Below are 25,256 nucleotides of genomic sequence, written 5' to 3'. Positions count from 1 at the left end.
TGTCTTTCCACATTGATGCGATTATCCTAATACAATCTGGGCATCTGCCAATGCTTTTTCCACTACTTCCATCACCAGCTTGCTATGTGCAAGGCGTTCCTTGACAAAGGCATGATCATTTTCGTGAATGGCTTGTGCAAAACGGGCAAATTCTTCAAACATACGATGTCCGTGAACGCTTTGATCCTGATGGCTTTTTGCCCCATTGACCGGTTCAACGTCATAGCTGGCAAGCATATTCGTCGGTCCATTGACGATGATCGATCCTTTCGTCCCTTGGATCGTTGAGCGAATCGTCGCTGTCGAATCTTTGGCGCCAATACAAACGACTTTTGTTTGTTCATAGTCTAAAAACAGCATGCCAGAAGTATCGATCCCCTCTTCGACATTAGCAAAATAGCGGACACTTTTAGGTTTTCCTAAAAGCCCGACCACAAAATGAATATTATAGATATTGATATCCATCAATGCCCCACCACCCATTTTTGGGTTAAATGCAGGTAAAACGGTTCCCTCTTTGAATGAATCATAACGAGAAGAATATTGCGAATAGTTGCATTCAATCACTTTCAGCTCTCCCAATGTTTCAAGCTGCGCTTTTATTCCTTGGTAGTTGGCTAAGTACTGATTCGTGATGGCTTCCATCAAAAGCACCCCATGGGCAGCAGCCAATTCTGTTAATTCTACTAATTCTCGTGCCTGCAACGTAAATGGCTTTTCACAAATGACGTGTTTGCCAGCGAGGATCGCTTCTTTGGCAAAGGAATAATGCAAATGATTGGGCAATGCGACATACACGGTGTCAACGGAGGGATCCGCCAAACATGCCCCTAACTCTGTATAGACGGTTTGAATCCCGTATTGCTGTTTTAAGTGATTCATTTTCTCTAAATCATTTTCTGTCCCAAAAATAGCGGACAGTTCAAGCTGCGGGACATCCCCTGCCACCGTCAAAAAATCATGGACGATCATGCCTGCCCCTAAAATCGCTAAGTTCATCTTGCTTCCCCTTTTCTATCTTCTTAGATCATTTGTTTCAATACCTCGGTGATCACTTTATGATCCTCTAAATGGGCCAAACCTGACACACAGATAGCACCAGTGACTTCTCTATCTTCGATAATTGGAAAACCACCACCACAAACTGCATAATGTTCGTCTTGTGCCCATTTAGCAAATTGTATATCTCTATTTTTTTGCGCATAGACATATAGTGAACTATGCCCGCTTTCTAGTACCGTTCGTTCTTTTCTTTCAAGCCAAGGGCTCTCTTTCCGCCCTGCCATTAAAAATCGAATGATCGGCAAGCCACGATGAACAACTTTGATCCCTACAGGCTTCGGGTAGTTCCTTTTAACGTACTGATCGATGGCAATAACCAACCGCAATGCGAGGTCATTGTCAAAATGAGCAAACTGCAGCTGCTGTTCTTCTTGCAGGATTTCTGAAGGTTCGATTCGTATCTACTCCTTTTCGTTGAGTCAGTTGATGCCTCCAGGCGCTTTGTTTGTCAAAAGCCCCATAATCACCCTGCCTTATGACTCAGTGATCACTTGATTGATGCCTGTTTCTAGCATTTCGATTTGTAAAATCGTTTCTTCGTCTTTCACGATTTTCTCTTTGCCATGGATGATCGTTTCATAGACGCCCTCATACACACGGCTATAATCACCAATTTCAGAGATGACTTTTTCTTCATGGTAGTCACCGTTAGCATCCATATAAGTTAGTGTGCCATAGTGTTCCGGTAAATCGATCCCAAAATCGGCATGATCCGGGAGATAAAACTGTTTTAGATGCTCTTCTTGTCGATCCTTCGTTTGTTTAACAAAAACGCCGTTTTCACCATAAACAACGAAACTAGGCCGTTCTTTTAATCGGAAGTAACTAGATTTGACTGAGACTTTCATTCGACCATAAAACAGATCCAAATCGAAGTAATCATTCATGCGATTTTTTCCAAGCAATTGCCGAACCTCATAATGGACATCGTCTGGTTGCCCAAAATAGGAGATCACTTGATCCAGTGTATGACAAGCGTGTCCATACAAGTAGCTAGTATTCAGTGAAAATTCGGTCACTGACCGTGGAATCTCTGGGCGAAAATAATCATAATGCATCTCTACTTCTAAGAGATCTCCGAGCACGCCGCTTTCGATCACTTTTTGCGTGGTCAAAAAATCAGAATCAAAGCGTCGATTTTGATAGCATTGCACAAACAAGCCTTTTTCCTGCGCCAGTGCGAACAATTCCTTTGCTTGTGCCGAGGTTTCCGTAAAAGGTTTTTCGATCAAGACATTTTTCCCATGGAGCAAGACATCCTTGCCTAATTTATAATGCAAATGACTAGGGGTCGTGACCACAACTAATTGAATTTCAGGATCACGGTAAATATCCTCTAAGTCAGAGGTGTAATGAACGTCTTCCAGTGTTGGCCAGGTCAGCTTGCCGCTTGGAGAATAGATCGTCTTTACTTTGATCTTATCCTGTAGCTTGGTTGAAAAAGGCAGATGGTAGCGATTGGTGCTTTTTCCGTTTCCGAGATATGCGATAGTTAACATTGTAACGCCTCCTATGAATTGATAGCTTGATTATTGATGAAATCCTTCGAAATGGGAAGTCTTTTGCCAAAAACAGGTTCTTTTGACCAGACTTTTTCGCAAACTGTTGAGTGGTTCTGAACATTTTTACCAAATTGCCAAAAAGGCACAGTTTTTGCTTTTGGTTTTCTTTGTCCTAGGCTATGATTAGAAAGAGGTGGTTTGATGTTATTAGGAGATAAATTACGGCTTCAAGAAGGATTGACCAATACGGAGAAACGGATTGCCGGTTATATTTTGCAAAATATCAATGATGTGCCTTCGTTGACGATTGAAGTCATCGCCAAGCATACGTACACATCCCACTCTTCCGTCATTCGTCTAGCCAAAAAGATGGGTTATGAAGGATTTAAAAGTTTTCGCTTAGGTCTGGCTGAAATTGCCCATAATCAGATGTTCAATCCAACCTTTGTTGACGCGAATTTTCCCTTTTCGCCCAAGGATCAAACACCTGATATTTTGAAAAAAATGGCCGATCTAACGATCAACTCGATCCACAAAACTCATGCTCAGGTTGCCCCAGAAACGATGGAAGCAGTGGTGCAATCGTTGGAAGCTGCGCAGCGGATTTTCTTATTTGCTCGCGGTGATTCTCAGATCCGGGCAAGAAGTTTTCAAAATAAGTTGGTCAAAATCAATAAGTATCTGATTATTGCGGATGAATATGGGGATGATGCGTGGAATGCATCGAACGTCACGCAAAATGATTGTGCCGTGTTTATTACCTATCGTGGGAAAAATACACAATACGAAAAAATCATGCAACACTTTCGTGATGTTGGGGTACCAGTGATCGTAATCTCTGGCAACGCCCATGCGAAAATCATCCCATTAGCGACCCATGCGATCATCGCTTCTCATGATGAACGTGATTTTCTCAAAGTCGGTACCTTTTCTTCACAGGTCGCCTTTGAGTATATTTTAGATTCACTGTTTGCATTGCTGTATGCCAAAGAATATCAAAAAAATATTGTCGAGTTAAGAAAAAAACAATCTGTTTTGGAATCAGGGATTCTCTCAGAATACCCGTCAACTGAAGAAAAGAGGGAAATGAAATGATCAATTGGGGAATTATTGGTGCCGGAAATATCGCCAATCGCTTTGCTGCAAGTCTAGAAAATTTTCAAGATGCCCAGCTTTATGGGGTTGCTTGTCGTACGATGGAAAAAGCGCAAGCGTTTCAAGCAAAATTTCCGTGTGATGCCGTCTTTGATAACTACCAAAACCTATTAGATGATCCAGCTATCGATATCGTTTATATTGCTTTGCCGCATTTGTATCACTATGAATGGATCATCAAAGCCTTTCAAGCAAAAAAAGCTGTTTTATGTGAAAAACCAGCAACCTTGACTGCACAAGAAATGCGCGATGTACAAAAACAAGCCCAAGCACACGAAGTCTTCTTTATGGAAGCCATGAAGCCACGCTTCACCCCAGCGTATCGCAAACTAAAAGAACTTGTGGATGGTGGTCATATCGGTGAGCTAACAAGTGTCACGACTACTTTTCGCCGCCATTTACCAGTCGAAGGCAGTTCTTACCATTATCTGCCAAAACAAGGGGGTGCTTTACTGGATATGGGGATCTATAACTTAGCCTTTATCCAAGATTTTTCACCAGAAAATTTAACTGCCGAAATGATCGATTACAGCCTTTATGAAACTGGGGTTGATACCTATGTTGAAGCACGCTTTGTCAGTGAAGACTTTGTTGCAGTGATTGAGACTGGATTTGACCAAACAAAAGAGACGGTGGCGGAATTACAAGGAACAAAAGGGAAAATCACAATCCCCAACTTCCATCGCCCCGCTTCTTTTACCGTGACGATTGACCAAGAAGACACGGTCTATGATATTGGGTACGAGATCGATGATTTCCATTCAGAGATTCAAGCAGTTCACACCGCTCTTGCACAAGGACAACTCGAAAATTCCCTGATGTCCTTAACGGATAGTATTGCCTGTATCGCTTTAGCAGATGAACTAAGAAGCTTGCTAGATGCGGAAAAAAAAGACAATTAAGATCATGCCCCATCGTTTTTGAATAGAACTGACCAGTGGCTACCACTCGGTCAGTTTTTTGTATCAAAAATTGAGCGCTTTCTTTGACGGTATCGAAATGGTTATATTATATTTATTGAGTATATTTTTATACAAATAGAAAAAGAAAGGAAAACGCCCATGACACCAGAAATTATTACGTATCTTATTTGTTTATTGACCTTCGCTTATCTAGCTGTGACGATTTTTACTTTTGTAAAAAATCGCCGGACAGGTGACGGTTATCGCCTCCGAATTTTTTACGTGCTGGCAGCAGCCCTCGTCTTTTTGCTTTCCGTTTATGCAATCGCTACCGGTCAAACCTATGACGACTTGGTTACATCGATAAATGATCTTTTTCAATAAAACAACGACGGCACGAACCCCTGCGGATCTCTTCGTTTTTGAACCTCTGGTTGAGGGAAGGTCAAAACGGAAACGAGCCAATGAAAGACTGCTCTTCGATGGCTTTTTCATCAGGACCTTCTATACCGAATCAATGTCTTTCAACAAATGATGTCTGACATTTTATGGAGGTGTGCATGCTCATTCAGCTTAAAGAAGCGAAGCTTTCCGATTTACTTTCTATCTACTTGATACAAAAAGCTGCCTTCAAATCTCTCTTTCTCCGTTATCAAGATGGAGAAACTTCTCCCTATTTACAAAGTTTTGAGAAGCTAAACGCAAAGTTTTCTGCGTCGAATACCACTTATTATTTAATCATGACCGCTCAGAAAACCGTGGGATTCCTAAAACTGACGGTTGAGCAGGAGCATACGACGAAGCTATCTTCCATCGCCCTTCTTCCCTCCTACGAGAACCGCGGGATCGGTAGACAAGCAATGACCTTGATTGAAAGGAACGTACAAACAGATACGATACATTTGAATACGATCCTGCAAGAACCCAAGCTGGTTCACTTTTATCATTCTTTGGGGTATTCCCAAACAGGCAGGTTTCAAAGCACCTCTTCAGCAATCTGCTTTGTCTCCTTTACGAAAAAAATTGCTGCGAAATAAAAAAGCCATCTCGCCTTTCATCGGCAGAGATGGTTTTTCTATCAATTGCCATCCTTTACAGCAATCATTTTATTGGTCCTGCAAGGTGTCATCGGTTTTTTTACGCAATCGCGGAATCTCTTTCACATTCATTAAATCTAAAAAGAAAGTAAACAATGGGATCCCAATGATCAAGCCCCACAAACCAAAGAGATGTTCGCTAAGATACAGGAGAATAAACGTGTAAAACATCGGAATCTCTGTTTTATTGGCCATCAAGCGGGGATTTAAGATATAGGATTCCAACGCATGAACAAATACTATGATCAAAAGAATATAGATCACGTCATTAAATCCGCCGATGGAATAGGCAATAAACGTCAATGGAATACACGAGATGATCACACCAGCAACAGGAATCAAGCTGAGAAAGAAAATCATCAACGCCAAACTCAACAGCTGCGGAAAGCCCATCACCGCTAAGGCGAAGACAGTGATTGCTGTATTAACTAAGGCGATCACCAACTGCGTCTCAATCACATTTCCGAAAGCACGCGTAAACTTAGCTCCTAAATAGTAAACATCTTCAAAGAACCACGCCCCTCGCCCTTGCAAAAATAGCCGAGAAAACGCAACGGTCTTTTTGTTATCGATCATAAAGAAGAAACTAAGCAGAAATGAGATCAGCACCGTCAATGCCAACTCACCGAAATTATACAGATAATTGATCACGACTAGAACGCCGCTTTGTAATTTCTGAATATATTCACTGGTTTGCAATAAATTCAAGACATATTCGATCAATTCATTGTTGGAGTCTGTCCGTTGGTAGAAATCAGCAACGGAATTGACTAATTGGACGGATTGTTTGATGATGATGGGTACATAATTTGTTGCCACTAAATAAAGAATAAAAACAATCAAGCTGTAAGTCAGGATGCTCGTAAGCTTAATGGGCAGATGACTTTTTCGATGGAGCAAAAGAACCAGCCGATAAATCAGATACGTAAAGATAAAGGTCAGCAAAAGAATGGTCATCATACTGCGAAACAAAAAAAGAATGCCCGCAAGCATAAACAGGACCGTCCAGCGCCGCAACACAAGATTTTGAAGAAAAGCATTATAGTATTTCATCTGTAACTCCTTTATTCGTTGCAATGGAGCAACGAAGCATTTCAGTAGTGCCTAAGAATTATCTAATCATTAAACTATGCAAATAGCAAGAGATTTTATTTTTCTTAATCGAGCGAAAAAATGAAACAAAAAATCCTTAGAAGAATCGTTGGCTTTCTTCTAAGGAAAAGAGTTATTGGTAAACGGTCTTTCCTTCGTTTACGGGTAAAACCGAGTTGATGGACAATAAAAAGAAGCTGGCAGCCAACAGATCAGCACTGCCGCCTGGAGACACATTTTCTGACTGGCAGAAGGCTGCTAGTGCATGAAATGCTGGGTTCGGCAACGCTTGCTGATTGGCTTTTTGTGCGAGTTGCTGAACCAGTGCCAGTACCTCTTGATTGCTGCGGTATAAAATACACGTATCGTCCAGTGTAGCGATGATCGCCAACAGCATGTGGAGCCTTTTTTCAGTCTCATTGGAACAATCCCGAGAAAAATAATCCGCTAGAGCGATTTGAACATGGGGGAACCCAGCAGCAGCTTCCCCATACGCACCGAGATGTCCATATTTGGCTTGAACAGTTTTGCCATGACTTTCCGTTTGTTGAGTCAGCGCACGATCAGGAAATGCAGTGAGAAGCTGGATGTCAGAAAAGACTTCTGGCAAAAAAATCCGCTGTTTGCGACTAAGTTGGCTACTGACGGCGCTGATGAGCAAGCCTAATGCCCAAATGGCTCCTTTATGAGTGTTGATGCCACCAGTGGCTGCCAACATCGCCTGTTCTGCCTTCCGACCGATTGCAGCGATTGCTTCCCGCAACTCTTGAGACATGCTGCTTCCCCAAGACACCAAGGCCATTTCTTCAAAGTATGGCGTCAATGCTCGAGCTGATCGCAGAAAGAGTGCTTGATCCATATCGTGATGGGCACCTGAATCAATGGCATCCACTAACCCAGGTTTTGGGGACAATGTCACTTCTGTAATCAAGGCTTCTTCTACCAATTGGGCGAGTCGTCGACAATTTTCTTCTACAGCAAATGCAAACATCCAACTCCTCCTCTATTTTTTGATTTGACCTTTGATCGTTACCCATAAAACATGCAAAACATAGCTTGTTAAAAAACCACAGCTGGCAGTTGCCAAATAAGCGACGATGATCATGATGCCCATTGGCAGTTGCAGCAACAAATCTTTGAAGCATAGCAACAAAACTTGAAAGACAAAAACATTGGCAAGATAGGTTCGATACGCATAAGTAGATAGCCACTTAAATGTCCCTAACTGAGGGGCATTGTTCTTGATCATAGTTGACCCAAACATAAAGACTGCAAAAATCAATACTAAGCTATATAAGCTTTGCAATGTATTTAAATACGGTGCATGAGCGAAACTTAGATCACCTGCATAATGTAGCAGATGATTGGCAGATAATAGCCCCAATGCTAAACCCACTGGCAAGAAAGCATAGCGAATCTTGTATAGGAAGCGATAGACAGTTTCGTGATAAATCAAAGCGGCTTCGCCATAGATCCCATAGATCGCAAAGCTAAAGACAAACCGATCCAATAAATACCAGTTTTCATGATGCGGTCCTTCAAAAACTTGGCGATCATAAAACACATACCAAGCGGCATACAAAGCAGTTGCGACGATCAATACTGGCCAAACAGCTTTTTTCTTCGTCAACACTTTGTAACCTAACCAGACAAAAAACGGCATCAACAATTGGATCTGCAGCATCATGATCGTATACCACAAGTGTGGCGCCGCATCCCCCGTCACATATTTCAGTAAAAACGTTGCTGTATCAGTATAAGGTTTTCCTTGTTGGACAGCGGGAAAGAGCCATAAATAAGCCGTCGTCCAAAGCACATATGGCACGACAAGTTCAAAAAACTTTTCTTTCAAAAATTCTAGATAAGACAGATGTTGACTTGTCTTAACCATGTTATAAACAATAGCAAAAATAAACAGGGGTGCGGTAAATTTCACCAAGACATAAAAGGTACCGATGAATGCTGCAGTCTTTTCATCTTGGGTATTGGATAAGGCAAAAGTCAAAATCGTTTGCATCATTACTGCTGTCACGGCAAATACTTTTTGGAAATCACTGATGTTGATTTTTAAATCGTTGTTCTCAAACATGTTTTTCGCTCACTTTTCTAATAATTACCAAATCTCAGTGGTGAGTTTTGGCCCTTCGTCTGTTTTTACTAAGATTTTTTTTGATGGATGTTCCAAATACTCCTTTAAGGCAAACCCGCCTTGTTTTGTGATAACTTGAACATCGATCTGTTGAAAAAAGGCTGCCTGCTTTTCCAATAGTTCCAATGGCAGCTTTTCTTTCGTGTCGGCATAAAGCAACAGATCTAAATCACTTGTCGGCTTGATTGCTGCCTGTTTTGCAGCTAATTCAAAACCCAAACTGCCACCAATTCCCCAAGAATAGTACTTCAATAAAAGCCGTGCTTTTTGATAGCTGCGGTAAACTGGATAATTGGCTACTTCATTGAATCGGAAGCTCTCACGACTGGTCAATTCCCAAGGATGGATCGTTCGTTTGATCATGTTACAGGGTGCCTCAAAGGCAAACCGTTCTTGCCGCTTTTCCCCGCGCAACCCCACGGGTAAATAGCTAGGGTTGCTGGGTTTCCCACGACGGACGGTCGCAAAAAGCTGTTCTTTTTCAGAAAACCATTTCGGAATATCAATCATATCAAGAACTTCTTTATCTAATTGAACGATATCGTGGGCACGGTTCATTCGTTACTCATTCCATTCTGCATTCATTTTTTCAAATATGTTATTCGTTTCCAGCCGGCCGCTCTTTTTAGCGATCGGATTGGTGTAGCGACTGGTCAACATCGTGTCATTCGTTTTACGCACATCATCAATCGCCTCATTGATCGCTTCAATTACAGTCGCTTTGCTTTCAGAGGTGACAGACTGATCCGTAATGGAGGATAAGAAAGTGAAGATTGCCCCAAGTTTCGTATAATTTTTGATATCATAAGCAATACTTGGTACTTTTTCCGCAGCGGCTTCAATCGCGGCAATCGACCGTTTGGTGACCCGACTTGCACTTTCTTTTGACATTGCCTGAACAGTGATTTTTTCACTATTTAGTGCGATCAGACGACTTGATTGCAAGCCATGCGCTAAGAAAGCCCCAGAGATCGCATTACCAGCGATAAAACCGATCACTGGATGACCCGCTTGGCGTAGTTTGGCATAAGCTGCCGCACTGTTTGCTAAAGCTGCATGAATACCAATCAATTCTTCATTGTAGCCATACGCTTGGCTAGGGACATCGATGACCGCAATGATTGGTCGTTTGACTGCTCTCTCTTTGTCTTCTTGATAAACAGTTTCTAACAGGTGGCCCATCTCATACCCTTCGACTAAACCAACTTCTCCCTTGCGTACCCGATACATCGGATTAGTTGGGTTTGGCACGATCGCTGTAACAACGACTTCTTCAGTAAAAAGGTCAGATGCAGCTGCATAGACAGTTGCACTAGTTGAGGTTGGGAATTGCAGATTCGTCAATGCTGAAAACCAGTGATAACCGATACTGTCAGCAGCAGCTTCTTTGCCTTCTGTTACAGTAATAGGTGCCACTCCAGTTGCTTTATGCGCTGCAAGAGCCTTATTGTATGCCTCGATAGTCAGCGGCTTTGATAGATCAAGTTCGTTTAAAAGAGAAAGATAAAAACCACTTTTTTCGCTGCGATGACTGTCTTTCTTTTTAACCATCGCCGCAATCACAGCTTCTTGGATCGATTCGACACTGTCAGTCACTAGTTCATCGATCATTTGTGCTGCCAAACGTTGTTTGGCGCCAATGGTGTTCCAAATCAAATCTTTATCACTGGAATCAAATTCTCTCACTCCAGCTTCTTGTTCGATGACTTCAGGACCGTTCAAACCGATACGGGCTTTCTTCGTCGCTATCAAGTAGCTCATAAGTGCTGAGGTAATCGACATACCGCCAAAAGAACCCACCCGACCTGGCACTAATCCAATCACTGGCACATACGATTTTATTGCAACGATCAAATTGCCGATTTCTGCAATCGACAATAAGCCGTAATTCGCTTCTTGGAGGCGTACGCCACCAGTATCGAGGATGATGATCGGTGTGATCGGATTGCCCTTTTGGTTTTCTTCCAACACATGAGTCAATGCCGCGATGATTTTAGCACCAGAAACTTCACCGATCCCGCCACCTTGGAATTTTCCTTCCATAGCGATCACGACCACGTTTTCTCCAGAAATCGTTCCACGGCAAACAACGATCCCATCATCGCTTTGTGGCACGATGTCTTGAGCCACCAGATTGGGTGCGATCATTTGGTCGAATGGATCGATCAATTCACGACCACTCTTGGCATCCAATAATGCCTGCACCCGTTCTCGGGCATTTAATTCTACAAAACTATTCTTCATCTGCTAGTTCCTCCATTGCTTGAGTTAATCGTAGGTAAACCACACCGGGAGTGGCGCCAAAGTCGTTGATCACGATTTGCGCACTGATTGGATAGCGCTCAAAAAAACGTGTCAAGACATTTTGCCACACATCGCCAAAGCCATCACTTCCTGTACAAACTGAAACGGTGGTTTCTTGTTTGTCCGTTGGAAAAAGCAGAATTTCCAAGTCACCAGAACCAACCACGCCAACATGGACTTTTTTGGTGACTGGTTTCGTTGTTTGATACGTATAAGCTAATTTTTCCATCTCTTCTTCTCTCCTCTTGCTCTTATTAAGACCACGTTCTGAATTTCATTGGCGGTTCATACAACCCATCGGACCATTCGATCAAATCATCAACGGTTTGAGCTGCTAGCAATGATCGTTTGGCATCACTGCGTTTGATCCCTAAGTCTTCTGGTAATTTCACGATTCCCGCTTTGCGCAAGGCATCCAGAGAAGCTTTTGTGCTGGTCATTCCTAGTGGGGTTACACCACCGATGGCTGCGATTGCTGCTTGTTTTTCCTCTTTTGAGTTTGCTTTATAAAGATAAGCGATGCCTTCTTCTGTCACGATATGCGTCGTATCTTCGCTATAGATCATAATTGGGGCATTGGCTAAACCAGCTTGCTTTTGGACAGCCAACGCATCTAACGTTTCTACAAAAACAGGTTTTTTATTGGAACCATACGTTTCAACCATTTGAACGACTAATTTTTGTCCTTTTGCTAAAGGATCTGTTTCATCCCGTAAGGATTGCCAAGCTGGAGTCGAATGCCGACGGCCCCCCGGATTATGCCCCATATTTGGTGCACCACCAAATCCAGATAAGCGGCCTTTCGTCACTGTAGAAGAATTTCCTTGATAATCCAGTTGTAAGGTCGAACCGATAAACATATCGATGGCATATTGACCTGCAGTTTGGGATAATGCTCGATTGCTGCGCATCGAGCCGTCTTTTCCGACAAAGAATACATCTGGACGAGCGGCAATGTATTTTTCCATACCAACTTCCCCACCAAAACTGTGGATGCTTTCGACCCAACCAGATTCTATAGCTGGAATCATCGTTGGATGAGGATTCAAGACCCAGTTTTTCGCTACTTTTCCTTTGATTCCAAGCGTTTCTCCATAGGTTGGTAAAAGTAACTCGATCGCAGCGGTATTAAAACCGATCCCATGATTCAACGATTGTACTTCATGTTCTGCATAGATTCCTTTTAATGCCATCATCGCCATCAAAATTTGTAATTCCGTAATGTTTTGCGGATCTCTCGTAAAGAGGGCTTCTAATTGATACGGTTGGTCTGCTACCACGACGACATCGATCCAATCGCTGGGAATGTCGACCCGCGGCAAACGATCGACCACTTCATTAACTTGGACGATCACAATCCCATCTTTAAAGGCTGCTGCTTCGACGATCGTTGGCGTTTCTTCCGTATTGTAACCTGTATAAAGATTTCCTTGGCGATCGGCTTTGTCCGCCGCCACAAGGACCACATTCGGAATCAAGTCGATAAATAAGCGACCATATAATTCCAAATACGTATGAATGTCCCCTAATTTCATGGTTTTGTCTTCAATCATTTGGGCAACGCGCGTACTTTGTGCGCCTGCATAAGAAAAATCGATTTTCGTTGCAATGCCTTTTTCAAATATCGTCAAATGTTCTGGACGGGAGATACTCGACATGATCATATGCAAATTGTTGACTTTTTGAGCATCGACTTGTTCTAAGCTTTTTGATAGAAAGCTTGCTTGTTTTTGATTGTCGCCTTCAAGGACCACTTTGTCTCCCGGACGGATCAACTGTTCTAAGACTTCAATGATTGCTTCCGTTGGGACATATTTTCCATCGAGAAGATGCTCGATTTTTTTCATGGTTTGGGCTTTCTTTTCACGTTTACTTGCCCAGTTTCTTGCAGGTTTTTCCATTGTATTCATCTCCATTTTTGATATAGGAATAAAGCATCATCCATGCCATGTTGATCCAAATTGATCACACGGATCGCTTTGTTTTCACCAAATTTTGCTTGGATCAGTTTTGTTAAGGTATTGCCCGGAGGAAATTCAAGAGCCAAATCAAGTCCTGCTTCGTAGGCAACATCCATGATCTTGTTCCACTGCACCGGAAAAGCAATATTTTGCAGCAAATCACGACGGATCTCTTCAGGATTCATGGTCATCCGCCCATCTGTATTTTTGAGGTACGGACAGATAGGCACATCAAGGGATACCGTGTTCATAAATGGCGCAAACCGTTTCACGGGTTCTGTCATCAACACACAATGGGACGGCACAGGCACTGCTAAAAGTTTGGCGGTTTGCGCATGATAGTCTTTCGCTTGAGCCAGCGTCTTGCGCAAGCCTTTGAGATGACCAGAGATCGTATGCTGCATGGGGCAATTTTCATTTGACAAATAGACGGGAGCAGCAGGATCAAATGTTTTTGCCACGAGCGCTTCTGCTTCACTTCTCGTTACACCAACAAGTACCCCCATGGCATAATCAGTCGGATAGGCTTCTTTCATCAATGTCGCCCGATGATAGACCAAGCTAGCGGCATTTTCGAAACTTAAGCTTTCACAAGCTAACGCAGCGGAAAAAGCGCCAATCGAATGCCCCGCCACAAGCTGAGGTTGCACACCAGAGGCTTTCATCTGGTCCGTGTAAAAAGCCGCTTTTACTAAAAGCGCCAACTGAATAGAGACGGTATCTTGTTCGAGATTCTCCGATAGACGGTGTAAATCAAAGCCTGTCGCCTGTTCTAGCCGATGGAAATAACTGACAGGTACGTCTTCAAGCATCTTGCTGGTCTGACTGCCTTGTCCTGGGTATACGAAACCTGTACTCATGAAACACCTCCTAAGCAATTTCTCTTTCCTGTGTCATAATAACGGAAGTTTGTTATAATAAAAAATACCAGTTTCGTGAATATCCATAACCAAAAGGTATGGAAAGAGGAGTATCTGATGAACCTTGATCATTTACGCTACTTTAAAAAAGTAGCCGAATCGAAAAATATTACCCAATCTGCACAAGAATTATACATCTCGCAACCTGCCTTGAGCCGTGCCATGAAACACTTAGAAAGTGAACTAGGCGTTCCTTTGTTCTATCATGCCGGTCGGCATATCGAGTTGACGATGTATGCTGAAGAATTTTATCCCTATGTCGTTGAGACGTTAGCACGTTTCGACGAAGGAATGAGTGCGATCCAAGCCTTAAATGGAGAAATGGTCCCGGCAGTGACGATCTACTCTGAAGTCGCATCCGTTTCCTTGCCTAACCTGGTGGCGACATTCGTTGAAAAGCACCCTGAGATCCAACTTTCGATCAAGCAGCACGGCAGTAAGGAGACCAACAAAGAACAAGCCTTCTACATTACCTCAGAGCCAAAGAACGGCTTGACTAATCTGCCGATATTCACGGAACCCATCTTACTGGCGATCCCCCAAAAGCACCCCTTGGCAGAAAAAAAAGACTTGCAAGTTGCCGATATCCAACACGTGCCTTTGCTGATGCTGGTTGAAAACAGCCCGCTGCGCAGAACCATTGACGAAGCTTTTGAAGCCAAAAAAATCAGTTTGACTATCGGCTCAACGACGGACGATCCAGCGACGCTGCGCTCCTTTATCAATCAAGGACTAGGAATCACCTTCTTTCCTAAAATTACTTGGGGTTATGAAGATGAGGCACCTTTCGTTTTACGTGAACTAGCAGATTTCCCCTTATCAAGGACGATCTATTTGGCATCAAGCTTTACGAAAGGTCATCCCATGACAAAATTGATTGCAAAAACCTTGATTGAATTTTATCTTGGTTAAACAAAAAGAAGCGTCCACTCGCACGTTAATTGTGCAAGTGGACACTTCTTTTTGTTTCCTATTTACCCCGGTTGAATCATCGAATCGACCGTACATTCATTCACATTGATCTCTTCAATCTCTTTTGACTAGCCACAGTATTGGCTGCAGTCAAGTGAGACCCCATAAGATTTGTTACACGCCTTCAAGTACGGCTGCCTTACCATCACTTATGCGTCAGGCAATTGATCGTATTCTTCATCACTGACTGCTTCTAACCATTCTGAAGCACCAGCAGTAATCGCTACATGGGCAAACCAACTATTTTTTGCTGCACCATGCCAATGTTTGACCCCTTCCTTGATGACTACGACATCACCAACAGTAAGTTTTTGCGGTTTCTTACCTGCTTCTTGGTACCAGCCTTCTCCTGAAGTCACCAACAACAATTGATACCCACCATCGATATGCCGATGCCAATTGTTGCGACAACCCGGTTCAAAGGTCACATTGCCAACGTTGACTGGAATCGCTGAATCAGCTACTAAAGGATTCAAGTAACTCTGACCGCTAAAATATTGCGCATAGGCATCATTTGTGTTGCCCAATAAAAAGATTCCTGCTTCTTTTGCTGCATCAGCTTTTGACATTTATTTTTCCTCCAATTCAGCTAGCTCTTCTTGATAAACCGTTTTGGCGATGTTAAAAGCAGACCAAGCTTTGGGCCAGCCAACATAGAAAGCCAGATGAGTGATTACTTCTGCAATTTCCTCTACAGTGATCCCGTTTTCCTTGCCAATCGTTAAATGGGCAGTCAACTGTTCAAAATTGCCACCGGAAATCAAGGCAGATATCGTCAATAAACTTCTCGTATGAGGAGCCAATTCTGCCTCACGTGACCAAACTTCACCAAATAACACATCATCATTCAGTTGCGCGAATTTCGGCGCAAAGTTGCCTAAGTTATCTCTTCCTGCTGTTTGTTTCTTGACCATATCGATCGACTCCTTCATCTATTTTAATGAAATGCTGATTTAACCAATTTCGAATAGCTGTATCCGCTTTCTCTATTCTTGAACCACGAACAGCTAATCCAGGATAAACAACTGCATCAGGACAAGTCTTTTTAAAGTCTTCAATGCTATTGCCGAATCCTGAGCCTTCATGAGTACAAAACGGAAAAATAATCTTCCCTTCCAATCGGTGATCTTTTAAAAAACTCGCTAGGATCATCGGGTATGTGCCCCACCAATTGGGAAAACCGATAAACAAGACCCGTTCTTTAAAAAACGCTGCCGATATCTCTTGATAGAAAGGGAAATCATTAGCCGCCTTTTCTTTTTTTGCTAGCTCGACCATTGCTTGATAGCTTTCAGGGTAAGGATAAGTCGGTTCAAGAGAATAAAGCGGGCATTGTAATTTCTCTGCTATTTTCTCTGCTAGAACCCGCGTATTTCCCACTATCAGCTTTTTTCGCTGCCCTTCAATAAGATTCTCCCCTGCTCGTGAATACACAAGTATTGCCGGCATTTTGTCACCTCCTTGGTTTCTCTTCTTGGTATATTTAATAGTAAGGCAAAGCGGAGCCGTTGAATAATGCTTTCTATAAAAAGTCCCTATGCTTACGAAGCATAGGGAGAGGTGGAAGCCAAAAGAAGCGGATCACTCCACTTCTTTTGGCTTTTAGGATGCAATTATTCAAAAGCGTCACGAAAGCGGGCAATGAACGCCGTCACAACCGGCGACATCACACGATTTCTTTTCCACACCAAGACACAGCTGGTTTCGATTTGAGGGACTAAAGGCAAAAATTTGATCGTTTCATCCCTCCGTTCTCTGACAGCTCCGCTGATGGTCAACGCCGAACCAACATGGTTTTCTACTAAGGAAAAGACATTGAAAATCAAGTTATATGTTCCAACGATCGGTAATTCTTCTATTGGTATTTTTGACCATTGACTGAACATTTGCTGAACTTCCGGGCGCCTTGACACTAGCAAAGGCACCCCTTTGATATCTTCTGGTGTGATCTCCTCTTTATGGGCGAGAAAAGAATCAGCCGATGTCAGTATGCCCCAAGTCTCTTTTCTTGGTAGAACGATTTTTTCGTATTTCTCGATCTCGATAGGTTCGATCAAAATCGCCAAATCCAATAAGCCTTTCTCCAAACGCTCGTTGATATCATCTCCTGTGCCGCTGTGAATATGAAAGCGGACATCTGGATAGTCACTGATAAATTCTTCCAACATCAAAGAAAGCGTGTCGGAATTATCTGCTTCCACACAGCCAATTGTGAAATGACCACTAAACAACTGTTTCTTACGAGCTTCAAACTCTTGCAAGGTTTGATCCGTTAGACTCAATATCTCCTCGGCACGGCTTTTTAAAAAACGACCTGCTTCGGTTAAGAGCATTGTACGATTATCACGAATGAAAAGAGCCGTTCCTAATTCATCTTCTAATTCTTTTAATTGACGGCTCAATGTCGGTTGGGTGATGTGGAGCACTTCTGCGGCTTGTGAGATCGTCCCTTCCTCTGCAATCGTGAAGAAATATTTTAATAAACGAAATTCCACTAAATCGCCTCCTCTTTTTTGCAACATTTTAACTCTTAGCAATGAAAAGAATCATCCTACTTCTTGGTCTATTCATTTTTAATAATAACAAAGAATCGCTAATTCAGCGAATCATGCTAAAAAAGCGGAGAAGACTGTAGAATTTTAAGAAGATCGTTTTATGGAATGACATGTAAAACCTGTTCGCACAAACGAACAGGTTTATCAGCTATTTATTTTATGGCATTTGACGTAGGATAAGTGGGTTTTTGTTATGCTTATTCTTACCCGAGATAGTCTAAATATCTATACAAGCTCATGTAGCAAGTTAATAATAGATATTTTTTACAAATCAGCTGCGATGAAGATCCTTATGTTCCTTCATTGTAGCTGTGACTTCCGATTAAATTTAGTTTACCATAACAATATTATGTTTTATTTTATTTTTCAAGAAAGGTATCATCCATCTGCTAATACCTAAAGAAATAGCTAGAATCCAATTTCCGTTAGCCAATCCTGCAGGTTCGTTTCAGACGCTTCCACATTTCCCCCTCTTACCCCAAATCCTGGGAGAAATTCGTAGTCTGGATATAGCAATTCCAATTCATTTTGACTATTTGTTAATCCATTACCACCGTGTGTTGCAAATGGAACGATTTGTTTGTTGCTAAAATCATTTGATTCAAGAAATGTTAAAATAGCTCTCGGTGCCCGGTTCCACCAAATAGGAAATCCAATAAAAAGAACGTCTGCATTTTCTAGTTCTTCAGTATTCTCCATCAATTCTGGTCTCGCATCCTCTTCCACCTCTACAGTGGCTGTAGCTGTATGTTCATCATAAATATTTGGATAGCCTGATACTGTCTGAATGGAGAATATTTCACCACCTGTCTCCTCTGCGATCATTTCAGCCAAAATGCGCACATCTCCTGCGAGTTCACCGTCTACTATATTAAAACTGGCTCTTGAAACAGCTTCGATCTCAGGTTCTTGTTCTAAATTCTCTGGACGTGTAAAGTATGCTATGGCAATCGTAGCTTCTACCCCTCCATTCCCTACTTGTTCACTTTCTAGACCATCAACTTCTGCTGTATTGTCAGTCGTCGCACCATTTTCTGTCTCTTCATTTTGTGATTGACCACATCCGGTGAGAAAGATCACTAAAAAAAGTATTCCATACAAAATTTTTTTCATCATATTACCCCTTTTTCTTATTATCAATCAGATTGACTTTTTAAGTATATTTCCTGAAGTGTACTTTAGGGCAATACGCTAGAAGCGTTTTTAGATTTTCTTTTACCAACTTCTCACAAAATCAACACAATGAAAAGCCGTAAAACAATTCCCGTTGTTCTACAGCTCTCCCAAGTCTCATCTCTTATTGTTCTATCTTGTTTTTCAGTGTTTAATCTGGGCCAGCGAAGGAAATTCAGAGAAGTTCAAAAGTTGTTGATTCGCCCTCAGATGAATTTTTTCCAATAAACAAAGTAAACATTCCTGGTTCGACGCCATAATTCATGTCTTTTTGATAATAATAAAGATCTTCTTTTGTTATTGTGAACTGAACGGTTTTTTCTTCATAAGCTGACAAAGAGATTTTTTGATATTTCTTCAATTCTTTCACAGGCCTAACTACCAATCCAACGTGATCTCTGATATAAAGCTGGACTGTCTCCAATCTGGAGTAAGCAGAATTGTTGCGGATCGTAATTTCAGCTTCCAACGTTTCATTCATGGTTGAATCACTCAATTTTAACGAATGGTATGATGCTTCCCCAAAACTCAACCCATAACCAAATGGAAAGAGCGGCTCGTTTGAGCAATCCAGATACTTCGAAACGAAACGTCCTGTATGTGTCTTGCTGTTCAATGGTCTTCCAGTATTGAAGTGATTGTAGTAAAGTGGCAGCTGCCCTACATCTTCTGGGAAGCTCATACTTAAACGACCAGAAGGATTGACCTTCCCAAAAAGTATATCAACGATTGCTTGTGCTCCTTCTGTACCAGGAAACCATGCCTGTAATATTGCATCCATTTGTTTTGTTTCTTCTTTTAACACCAGTGGGCGACCACTGAAATTGATCAAGATATTTTTTTTACCAAGAGCGGTCATTTTTTTAATAAAAGCTCTTTGAACAGCTGGTAAATGAAGGTCCGTTCGACTGCCAGCTTCCCCACTTTGCAAACTGTGTTCCCCCATAGCAAAAAGAATAATGTCTGCCTCAGTGCCAGATTTCAACGCTTCTTTCAGCCAAAGATCTTGCTGTGCAGCTGATGAGGAATTGCCGCTGGCAGTATAGCCAAAGTCTCCAAGTATAGAATCATCTTCTAAAAGCGGACAACCTGGTTCGTAATGAACATATTTTTCCGTTACTGCATTTTGGAGCGCCGTTTTTAATGTTGTGACATCCTCTGTTTTTCCGTGTACTGCCCATAAACCAATCATTGCTTGGTTGTCACCATAGGGACCAACGAGTAATATTTTCTCTTTGTTTGGAGTAAGAGGAAGTACCTCTTGCTTATTCTGCAATAAAACGATCGCTTCGGAGGCAACTTTTCGTGCAAGTTTCCGGTTCTCTTCGGATAAAAGTATTTGAGCCTCTACTTCTTCTGAACTGCCACGGAAAGGATCTTCAAACAGCCCTAAATCCTCTTTAAGTTTCAAGACACGATACACAGCGTCATCGATCAACCGCTGATCAATCGCACCGCTTTCCAGCAGCGGACGAAGCTCTTTCGCATAACAGCGGGTTTTCATATCGATGTCATTTGTTGCTTCGATCGCTAATTTGGCCGCTTCTCGATCATCCGTAGCAATCCCATGAGGAATCAATTCTTGAACAGCTGCATAATCCGAAATAACGACTCCGTCAAACTGCCATTCTTCTCTTAGAATTTGTTTGATCAGAAATTGATTAGCAGTAGCGGGAATACCATCATACGTGTTAAAAGAAGTCATGACTAGTTTGCATCCAGCCTCGACAGCCGCTTTATAGCCGATTAAGTAGTCTTGACGCAGTTTGCGTTCACTCATATCAACTGTATTATAATCGCGTCCGCCTTCTGCTGCTCCATAAGCAGCAAAATGTTTAACACAGGCAGCGATTCCGGACAGATCCCCCCCTTTTTCCTGCTGAATGCCTTCTACCATCGCTTTCGCAAAATCAGCATTTAGCAGCGGATCCTCTCCTGTCGACTCCAAGCATCGGCCCCAGCGAGCATCGCGTACTAAGTCGACCATCGGTGCATAAGTTACATGCGCGCCAGCCGCTCTTGCTTCTTGGGCTGCGGCTTGGTAGGCGCTTTGAATTAACGCCGGATTCCATGTTGCTCCCAATCCTAGAGGAATCGGGAAGACTGTTCGGTATCCATAAATGATATCTGCCATGAATAATAGAGGGATTTTGTGTCGGCTTTTTCTTAAGTAGTCTGTTTGAATCTTTCGAGTTACTTGAGCCCCTGTGACATTTAGTACCGAACCGACAAAATCGATGGTTTGTTGTTCGATGCCAAGTTTTTGCTGAGGACCCAAAGACAAATCGCTTCCGTGAAAGAATTCTCCAGATAACTGCACCAATTGGCCGATTTTTTCATCTAAGGTCAGTTGGTTGACTAATTGTACCAGTGTTTGATTTTTCATATTATTACTCCTCGCATAGTTTTTTCTATTGATATCTTAGTTCTGGTGTGATAAAGCGAGTCTTTCCTGTAGCTGCTTCTGCAAAAACTCCTAACTGGACACCGGTAAATTTTGAGTCAGAACATTCGTTTGTAAAATGACGTACAGCGATTTGATCTTTAAACACTACAGTACTCGTTCCATCTATAATCAGCAGATTGTAGCTATTGCTGTCTCCAGATAATTTCAGGGTCAGTCTCTTTCTATCTTTTAAATTATTGGATCGATGCAGATGTAAATCGAAGATGATTTTGCTGGAAAAAAGCTCTGTTTGGTGTTTTGTTTTTCGCAATCCGAATTGGCAAAAATGCAGGTCATCCTTATAGATTGCTATGCCAAAAGTTCCCTCCTGACATTCGTCGACCATCAATGTCGTTTCAAAGCAGCAGTCAGTATCAGCTTGACTTAAGGACAAAAAGGCAATGGGCTCGTCCTTAGAAGTTCCTAAACGGGTCGGTAAGTTATCAATGACCAAATCAGTATCATACGTATAATCAATTGGCAAACGTACACTCTGCAACTTCTTGCAGAGAAAAGGTACCGGTTCATTCCGCTGCTTAACGCTCTTTGAAAAACGATCTGTTTCAACTTCAACCGATGCGTTCCCTGTCTGGTTGACAACTGGCCAACCGTCAATCCACTCTACAGGTAATAGAATCGTTTCACGACCAAGCAGGGTAAAATGACGTTTGGGCCTAGTCGCAAGAGCTGTCAGCCACCAAATACCTTCTTTATCTTGAAAGAAATCTGCATGCCCTACGGCTTGAAGCGGCGACTTGATATCTCTATTCGAGAGGATAGGATTCATACTTGCTCCTTCATATGGACCATTGATTGATTTACTTCTTTGAATCGTTACCATATGTCCTTCTCTTGTGCCACCTTCCGCCAATATAAGATAGTACCATTCGTCTTTCTTGAAAAGATGTGGTGCTTCCGCGTCGCGTCCACCGCACCCTTGGCTGATTTCTACCGGATCTGTCAGCATTTTCCCGCTGTAAGGATCGATTTCAAATTGTAGAATGCTGTTTTTCCCTTTCATTGATGCAGCAAGTTGGAAGAAAAATCGGCCATCAATAAATGAAAGCGAGGGATCGATCCCAAAAGGACAATTGATCCAGATTGGATCAGACCAGCCATGGTCAAGGTTTTTCGTATGGCAGATGAAATTCCCTTGAGTGACATTTGTACATACCAGAAAATATGTTTCCTCAAAGAAGCGGATCGTTGGGGCAAAAAGTCCCATCGAGTTGCTGATTTCTTTCAGATTGATATGATCTGGACAATCAATCGCATACTGTTTAAATTGCCAATTGAGTAGATCCTGGCTTTTAAAAATCGGCAGACAAGGAAAATATTCGAAACTTGAACAGACTAAATAGTAGGATTTTCCATCGAAACAAATACTCGGATCAGGATGAAATCCTTTGATAACCGGATTGGTATACTTCATTGTGCTCCTCTTTTCTCTTTGTATTGCCACATAGAAAAAAGAAAGCGACACTAGCCGCTTTCTTTTTCGGGTTTACACTTGCTCCTTCAATGCGGCTTGTTCCAATTGATAGGTTTCTTTATCCAGCTTTCGAAACCACGGATACCATAGTATTGGGGACAAAATCAGTTGAATGAACAACTGTAAGATGATAATCGACAGTTTCCCTTGAACAGCAGCATGGAACCCAATTGGTAAACCGAAAATGGCAGTAACACCAGTAAAACGAGCGACAAATCCAAAATGTGTTAAAACATAAGCTAAAATTAAAGCAATGCTATTATTGGTAATGAATGGTACCGCTAATTTAAAGTTTAATACCAAAGGCGTACCAAAAATCAATGGTTCAGTGATTCCGAAAAGAGCTGGAACAATTGCGACTTTCCCTGTTTCTCGATACTGCTTGCTTTTCGCTCGCAGCATTAATAATGCTAATCCTAAGCCCATACCGCTCCAAGTTATGATCATAAAGAATGCATAGCCAGTAATGTTTGGCGGTGTTTGGCCTGCCGCAACAGCGTTTAAGTTCTCGACGTCCATTGCCATCCACAGGGCTTGAACGATCGGCATAACGACATTTGTTCCATGAATACCGAAAAACCACAAAACCTGTTGAATCAGTGAGATCAGAATTACTGCACTGATTGATCCTCCGATCCCTTGAAGCGGTTCTTGTATGATACTGTAAACAAACTGATGCATGTTGCCGAAGCTGGTTGCTTCAAAGAGTGAATTTAGTACAATGAAGAGCACACTGATAAGAATCGTAGGTAAAATTGATTCAAACACTTTTGTTACCATAGGAGGTACACCTGCTGGCATTTTGATTGTCCAACCTTTGTCTTTCAGCCAAATATATACCCTTCCACTTACCAAACCAACGATCATTGCGGAAAATACTCCTTGTGCACTTAGCCAAGTAGCTGGAATTGCGCTGACTTCATCCGTCGTTGTACCTAGAGGGGTAATGATAAAGAAACTAAGCAATGCGATAATAGCAGCAGAAATACCATCTTCTGTCGGACGTAGATTTTTCACTAAATGATAAGCCATTAATACCACGACATAAACAGCCATCGAGCCAATAGTTATTTGATTTAGTTTGCTAAAAACATTTGCGAAACCAGCTAAAAATGAAAGTGCTGGAAGACTATTAGGTAATACTAGAAGTAAAACAGCGATCGAGCCGATCAAAATAGGACCTAGTGTCCCCATCATCGCCCCGGAGATCGATTTTAAATAAGCATTGTTGCCTAATTTGTCAAAAAAAGGACTTAATTTATCGAAATGACCTGTGATTTTTTCTTTCATAATATTTCCTTCCAATCATTTATTGTTGATTTGATAGCGCCTTCAATTTCAACTTGTTATCAATATAACAGACTCTTTAGCGAAAGCGAATATCAATTCCTGACTTGTTTTTTGACAAAAACACAGATTTGACTACTTGATTCTTGATTGTTAAAATCGATAAAAAAGGAGCGCAACGATGGACCATTTATCCCTAGACAGGCTGATCCGTAAGGTTTCTAATCATGAAAAGGCGTATCGAAACGGAAATTTGAAACCTGATTATTCCGACTATAAAAAAGTAGTTGTCAATGGTCAAGAAGTTCTTTGCATGGAACTGACAAATTCACAGATGATTACGCAAGAACAGCCTTTTTTTATAAAACGGCATTCTCGTTTTCAAAATTATCCGATTCACTGCCATGATTGGATCGAGTTTAATTATATGTATGCTGGAAAATGTCAGCAGATCATTAACAATGAGCCACATTTTCTGTATGAAGGGCAAATTTTGCTGATGGATGCAAACACTGTTCACAAGATTGAACCGCTTGGCGAAAATGATATTCTCATTAATTTGATTATTCCCAAGTACTATTTAACTGCAAATTTCTTCAACCGTTTTTCCTCGGACAGCGTTTTGACTTCATTTTTTATTGAAGCCATCACTCATGGAATGAAACATGATCGATTTATTCATTTTGCTTCAGAAACAAGGACACGTCTACAGTTCTTTTTTAAAGAGTTGTTATGCGAATGGTTCGATCGTTCAACAGCATATACCGGCATTTGTGAAGGGTTGTTGAGTTTGATCATTTCGGATCTTGTGAATATCTATCAAGACTCTTATACGGATCGTTCTGATCGATATCGAAAGAGCCCGATTGTTCCAATTTTGAAATACATTGAGAAAAATTATGCAAATGTGACTTTGACAGAATTATCGAAACAATTCAACCTTAATCCTAATTATCTGTCCAATCTTTTAAAAAAACACACCGGCTATTCTTACAAAAAACTTGTAATCAATCAACGTATCTTGGCAGCTGATCGTTTTTTACTTTCAACTGACATGGATATCGTTGATATTTCGCAACAAGTCGGATTTGAGAATATTAATTTCTTTTACCAAAAATTTAAAGAAACATATGGCATTACTCCTGGTACAAGAAGAAAGCTTCATTTTTGAATAAATCATAAAGTTG

Annotated in this window: 25 protein-coding genes; 6 read left to right on the top strand and 19 right to left on the bottom strand. The window is 41.7% G+C overall.

Annotated features, from left to right (window positions below):
• Positions 1 to 21: 21 nt before the first annotated feature.
• From ACIPK1_RS11605 to ACIPK1_RS11595, 3 genes are all read right to left on the bottom strand, one after another.
• A complete protein-coding gene (locus ACIPK1_RS11605) occupies positions 22 to 999 on the bottom strand; it encodes a Gfo/Idh/MocA family protein (RefSeq protein ID WP_008379967.1) in 978 nt (325 codons plus the stop codon).
• A 23-nt stretch (positions 1,000 to 1,022) separates the two neighbouring features.
• Positions 1,023 to 1,421, bottom strand: a complete 399-nt coding sequence (locus ACIPK1_RS11600) for a heme-binding protein (RefSeq protein WP_400451024.1) — start codon at positions 1,419 to 1,421, stop codon at positions 1,023 to 1,025.
• A gap of 114 nt (positions 1,422 to 1,535) precedes the next feature.
• Complete coding sequence (locus ACIPK1_RS11595) at positions 1,536 to 2,561, bottom strand: Gfo/Idh/MocA family oxidoreductase (protein WP_142437571.1); 1,026 nt, start codon at positions 2,559 to 2,561, stop codon at positions 1,536 to 1,538.
• Between the two features lie 204 nt (positions 2,562 to 2,765).
• On the opposite strand from ACIPK1_RS11595, the gene ACIPK1_RS11590 reads away from it, so the two are divergent.
• From ACIPK1_RS11590 to ACIPK1_RS11575, 4 genes are all read left to right on the top strand, one after another.
• A complete protein-coding gene (locus tag ACIPK1_RS11590) occupies positions 2,766 to 3,659 on the top strand; it encodes a MurR/RpiR family transcriptional regulator (RefSeq protein WP_008379971.1) in 894 nt (297 codons plus the stop codon).
• A complete protein-coding gene (locus tag ACIPK1_RS11585) occupies positions 3,656 to 4,621 on the top strand; it encodes a Gfo/Idh/MocA family protein (RefSeq protein WP_008379972.1) in 966 nt (321 codons plus the stop codon). Before ACIPK1_RS11590 ends, ACIPK1_RS11585 begins: the two co-directional genes overlap by 4 nt.
• A 159-nt stretch (positions 4,622 to 4,780) precedes the next feature.
• A complete protein-coding gene (locus ACIPK1_RS11580; RefSeq protein WP_005235901.1) occupies positions 4,781 to 5,005 on the top strand; it encodes a hypothetical protein in 225 nt (74 codons plus the stop codon).
• A 176-nt stretch (positions 5,006 to 5,181) separates the two neighbouring features.
• On the top strand, positions 5,182 to 5,658 hold the full coding sequence (locus ACIPK1_RS11575) for a GNAT family N-acetyltransferase (protein WP_008379975.1): 477 nt from the start codon (positions 5,182 to 5,184) through the stop codon (positions 5,656 to 5,658).
• 69 nt (positions 5,659 to 5,727) lie between these two features.
• On the opposite strand, the gene ACIPK1_RS11570 is transcribed toward ACIPK1_RS11575, so the two are convergent.
• The 8 genes from ACIPK1_RS11570 to ACIPK1_RS11535 all read right to left on the bottom strand — a co-directional run bounded on the left by ACIPK1_RS11570 (position 5,728) and on the right by ACIPK1_RS11535 (position 14,084).
• Positions 5,728 to 6,771 carry an AI-2E family transporter gene (locus ACIPK1_RS11570; protein ID WP_008379977.1) on the bottom strand — a complete coding sequence of 348 codons (1,044 nt, stop codon included), beginning with the start codon at positions 6,769 to 6,771 and terminating at the stop codon, positions 5,728 to 5,730.
• A 172-nt stretch (positions 6,772 to 6,943) separates the two neighbouring features.
• Positions 6,944 to 7,801 (bottom strand): triphosphoribosyl-dephospho-CoA synthase, encoded by an 858-nt coding sequence (locus ACIPK1_RS11565; RefSeq protein WP_400450949.1) that lies wholly within the window; start codon positions 7,799 to 7,801, stop codon positions 6,944 to 6,946.
• Between the two features lie 12 nt (positions 7,802 to 7,813).
• Positions 7,814 to 8,899 (bottom strand): acyltransferase family protein, encoded by a 1,086-nt coding sequence (locus tag ACIPK1_RS11560; protein ID WP_016611803.1) that lies wholly within the window; start codon positions 8,897 to 8,899, stop codon positions 7,814 to 7,816.
• A 24-nt stretch (positions 8,900 to 8,923) separates the two neighbouring features.
• On the bottom strand, positions 8,924 to 9,517 hold the full coding sequence (locus ACIPK1_RS11555) for a malonate decarboxylase holo-ACP synthase (RefSeq protein WP_016611804.1): 594 nt from the start codon (positions 9,515 to 9,517) through the stop codon (positions 8,924 to 8,926).
• Between the two features lie 3 nt (positions 9,518 to 9,520).
• A complete protein-coding gene (gene mdcD / locus ACIPK1_RS11550; RefSeq protein WP_400450948.1) occupies positions 9,521 to 11,203 on the bottom strand; it encodes a biotin-independent malonate decarboxylase subunit beta in 1,683 nt (560 codons plus the stop codon).
• Positions 11,193 to 11,492: a malonate decarboxylase subunit delta gene (locus tag ACIPK1_RS11545; protein ID WP_005226050.1), complete on the bottom strand. Its 300-nt coding sequence runs from the start codon at positions 11,490 to 11,492 to the stop codon at positions 11,193 to 11,195. Before ACIPK1_RS11545 ends, mdcD begins: the two co-directional genes overlap by 11 nt.
• A 25-nt stretch (positions 11,493 to 11,517) precedes the next feature.
• A complete protein-coding gene (mdcA, locus tag ACIPK1_RS11540; protein ID WP_008379988.1) occupies positions 11,518 to 13,164 on the bottom strand; it encodes a malonate decarboxylase subunit alpha in 1,647 nt (548 codons plus the stop codon).
• A gap of 5 nt (positions 13,165 to 13,169) precedes the next feature.
• A complete protein-coding gene (locus ACIPK1_RS11535) occupies positions 13,170 to 14,084 on the bottom strand; it encodes an ACP S-malonyltransferase (protein WP_400450946.1) in 915 nt (304 codons plus the stop codon).
• A 117-nt stretch (positions 14,085 to 14,201) separates the two neighbouring features.
• On the opposite strand from ACIPK1_RS11535, the gene ACIPK1_RS11530 reads away from it, so the two are divergent.
• Positions 14,202 to 15,056 (top strand): LysR family transcriptional regulator, encoded by an 855-nt coding sequence (locus ACIPK1_RS11530; RefSeq protein ID WP_034872658.1) that lies wholly within the window; start codon positions 14,202 to 14,204, stop codon positions 15,054 to 15,056.
• Between the two features lie 209 nt (positions 15,057 to 15,265).
• Here the strand turns inward: ACIPK1_RS11530 and ACIPK1_RS11525 are convergent, their stop codons facing one another.
• The 8 genes from ACIPK1_RS11525 to ACIPK1_RS11490 form a co-directional block, all read right to left on the bottom strand.
• Complete coding sequence (locus ACIPK1_RS11525; protein ID WP_008379994.1) at positions 15,266 to 15,685, bottom strand: cupin domain-containing protein; 420 nt, start codon at positions 15,683 to 15,685, stop codon at positions 15,266 to 15,268.
• A complete protein-coding gene (locus tag ACIPK1_RS11520; RefSeq protein ID WP_016611809.1) occupies positions 15,686 to 16,030 on the bottom strand; it encodes a carboxymuconolactone decarboxylase family protein in 345 nt (114 codons plus the stop codon).
• Positions 15,999 to 16,565, bottom strand: a complete 567-nt coding sequence (locus tag ACIPK1_RS11515; RefSeq protein ID WP_016611811.1) for a flavodoxin — start codon at positions 16,563 to 16,565, stop codon at positions 15,999 to 16,001. Before ACIPK1_RS11515 ends, ACIPK1_RS11520 begins: the two co-directional genes overlap by 32 nt.
• Positions 16,566 to 16,729: 164 nt before the next feature.
• On the bottom strand, positions 16,730 to 17,611 hold the full coding sequence (locus ACIPK1_RS11510) for a LysR family transcriptional regulator (protein WP_400450944.1): 882 nt from the start codon (positions 17,609 to 17,611) through the stop codon (positions 16,730 to 16,732).
• Positions 17,612 to 18,079: 468 nt separating this feature from the next.
• Entirely contained in the window at positions 18,080 to 18,784 is a 705-nt protein-coding gene (locus ACIPK1_RS11505; RefSeq protein WP_313769654.1) for a flavodoxin, read from the bottom strand.
• Positions 18,785 to 19,019: 235 nt separating this feature from the next.
• Positions 19,020 to 21,263, bottom strand: a complete 2,244-nt coding sequence (gene bglX / locus ACIPK1_RS11500) for a beta-glucosidase BglX (RefSeq protein ID WP_400451022.1) — start codon at positions 21,261 to 21,263, stop codon at positions 19,020 to 19,022.
• A complete protein-coding gene (locus tag ACIPK1_RS11495) occupies positions 21,256 to 22,722 on the bottom strand; it encodes a glycoside hydrolase family 43 protein (RefSeq protein WP_400450942.1) in 1,467 nt (488 codons plus the stop codon). The genes bglX and ACIPK1_RS11495 overlap by 8 nt, the downstream gene beginning before the upstream one ends.
• A gap of 72 nt (positions 22,723 to 22,794) precedes the next feature.
• Positions 22,795 to 24,072 (bottom strand): PTS sugar transporter subunit IIC, encoded by a 1,278-nt coding sequence (locus tag ACIPK1_RS11490; RefSeq protein ID WP_400450940.1) that lies wholly within the window; start codon positions 24,070 to 24,072, stop codon positions 22,795 to 22,797.
• Between the two features lie 178 nt (positions 24,073 to 24,250).
• Here ACIPK1_RS11490 and ACIPK1_RS11485 point away from each other — a divergent pair, with 178 nt between their 5' ends.
• On the top strand, positions 24,251 to 25,240 hold the full coding sequence (locus ACIPK1_RS11485) for an AraC family transcriptional regulator (protein WP_400450938.1): 990 nt from the start codon (positions 24,251 to 24,253) through the stop codon (positions 25,238 to 25,240).
• The last annotated feature ends 16 nt before the right edge of the window (positions 25,241 to 25,256 follow it).

It is taken from the genome of Enterococcus sp. NPDC086594 (assembly GCF_044746145.1).
Taxonomy (GTDB): Bacteria; Bacillota; Bacilli; order Lactobacillales; family Enterococcaceae; genus Enterococcus_D; species Enterococcus_D entomosocium.
Note: the sequence above shows the minus strand (reverse complement) of the source record. Positions and strands in the feature narration are given on the sequence as shown.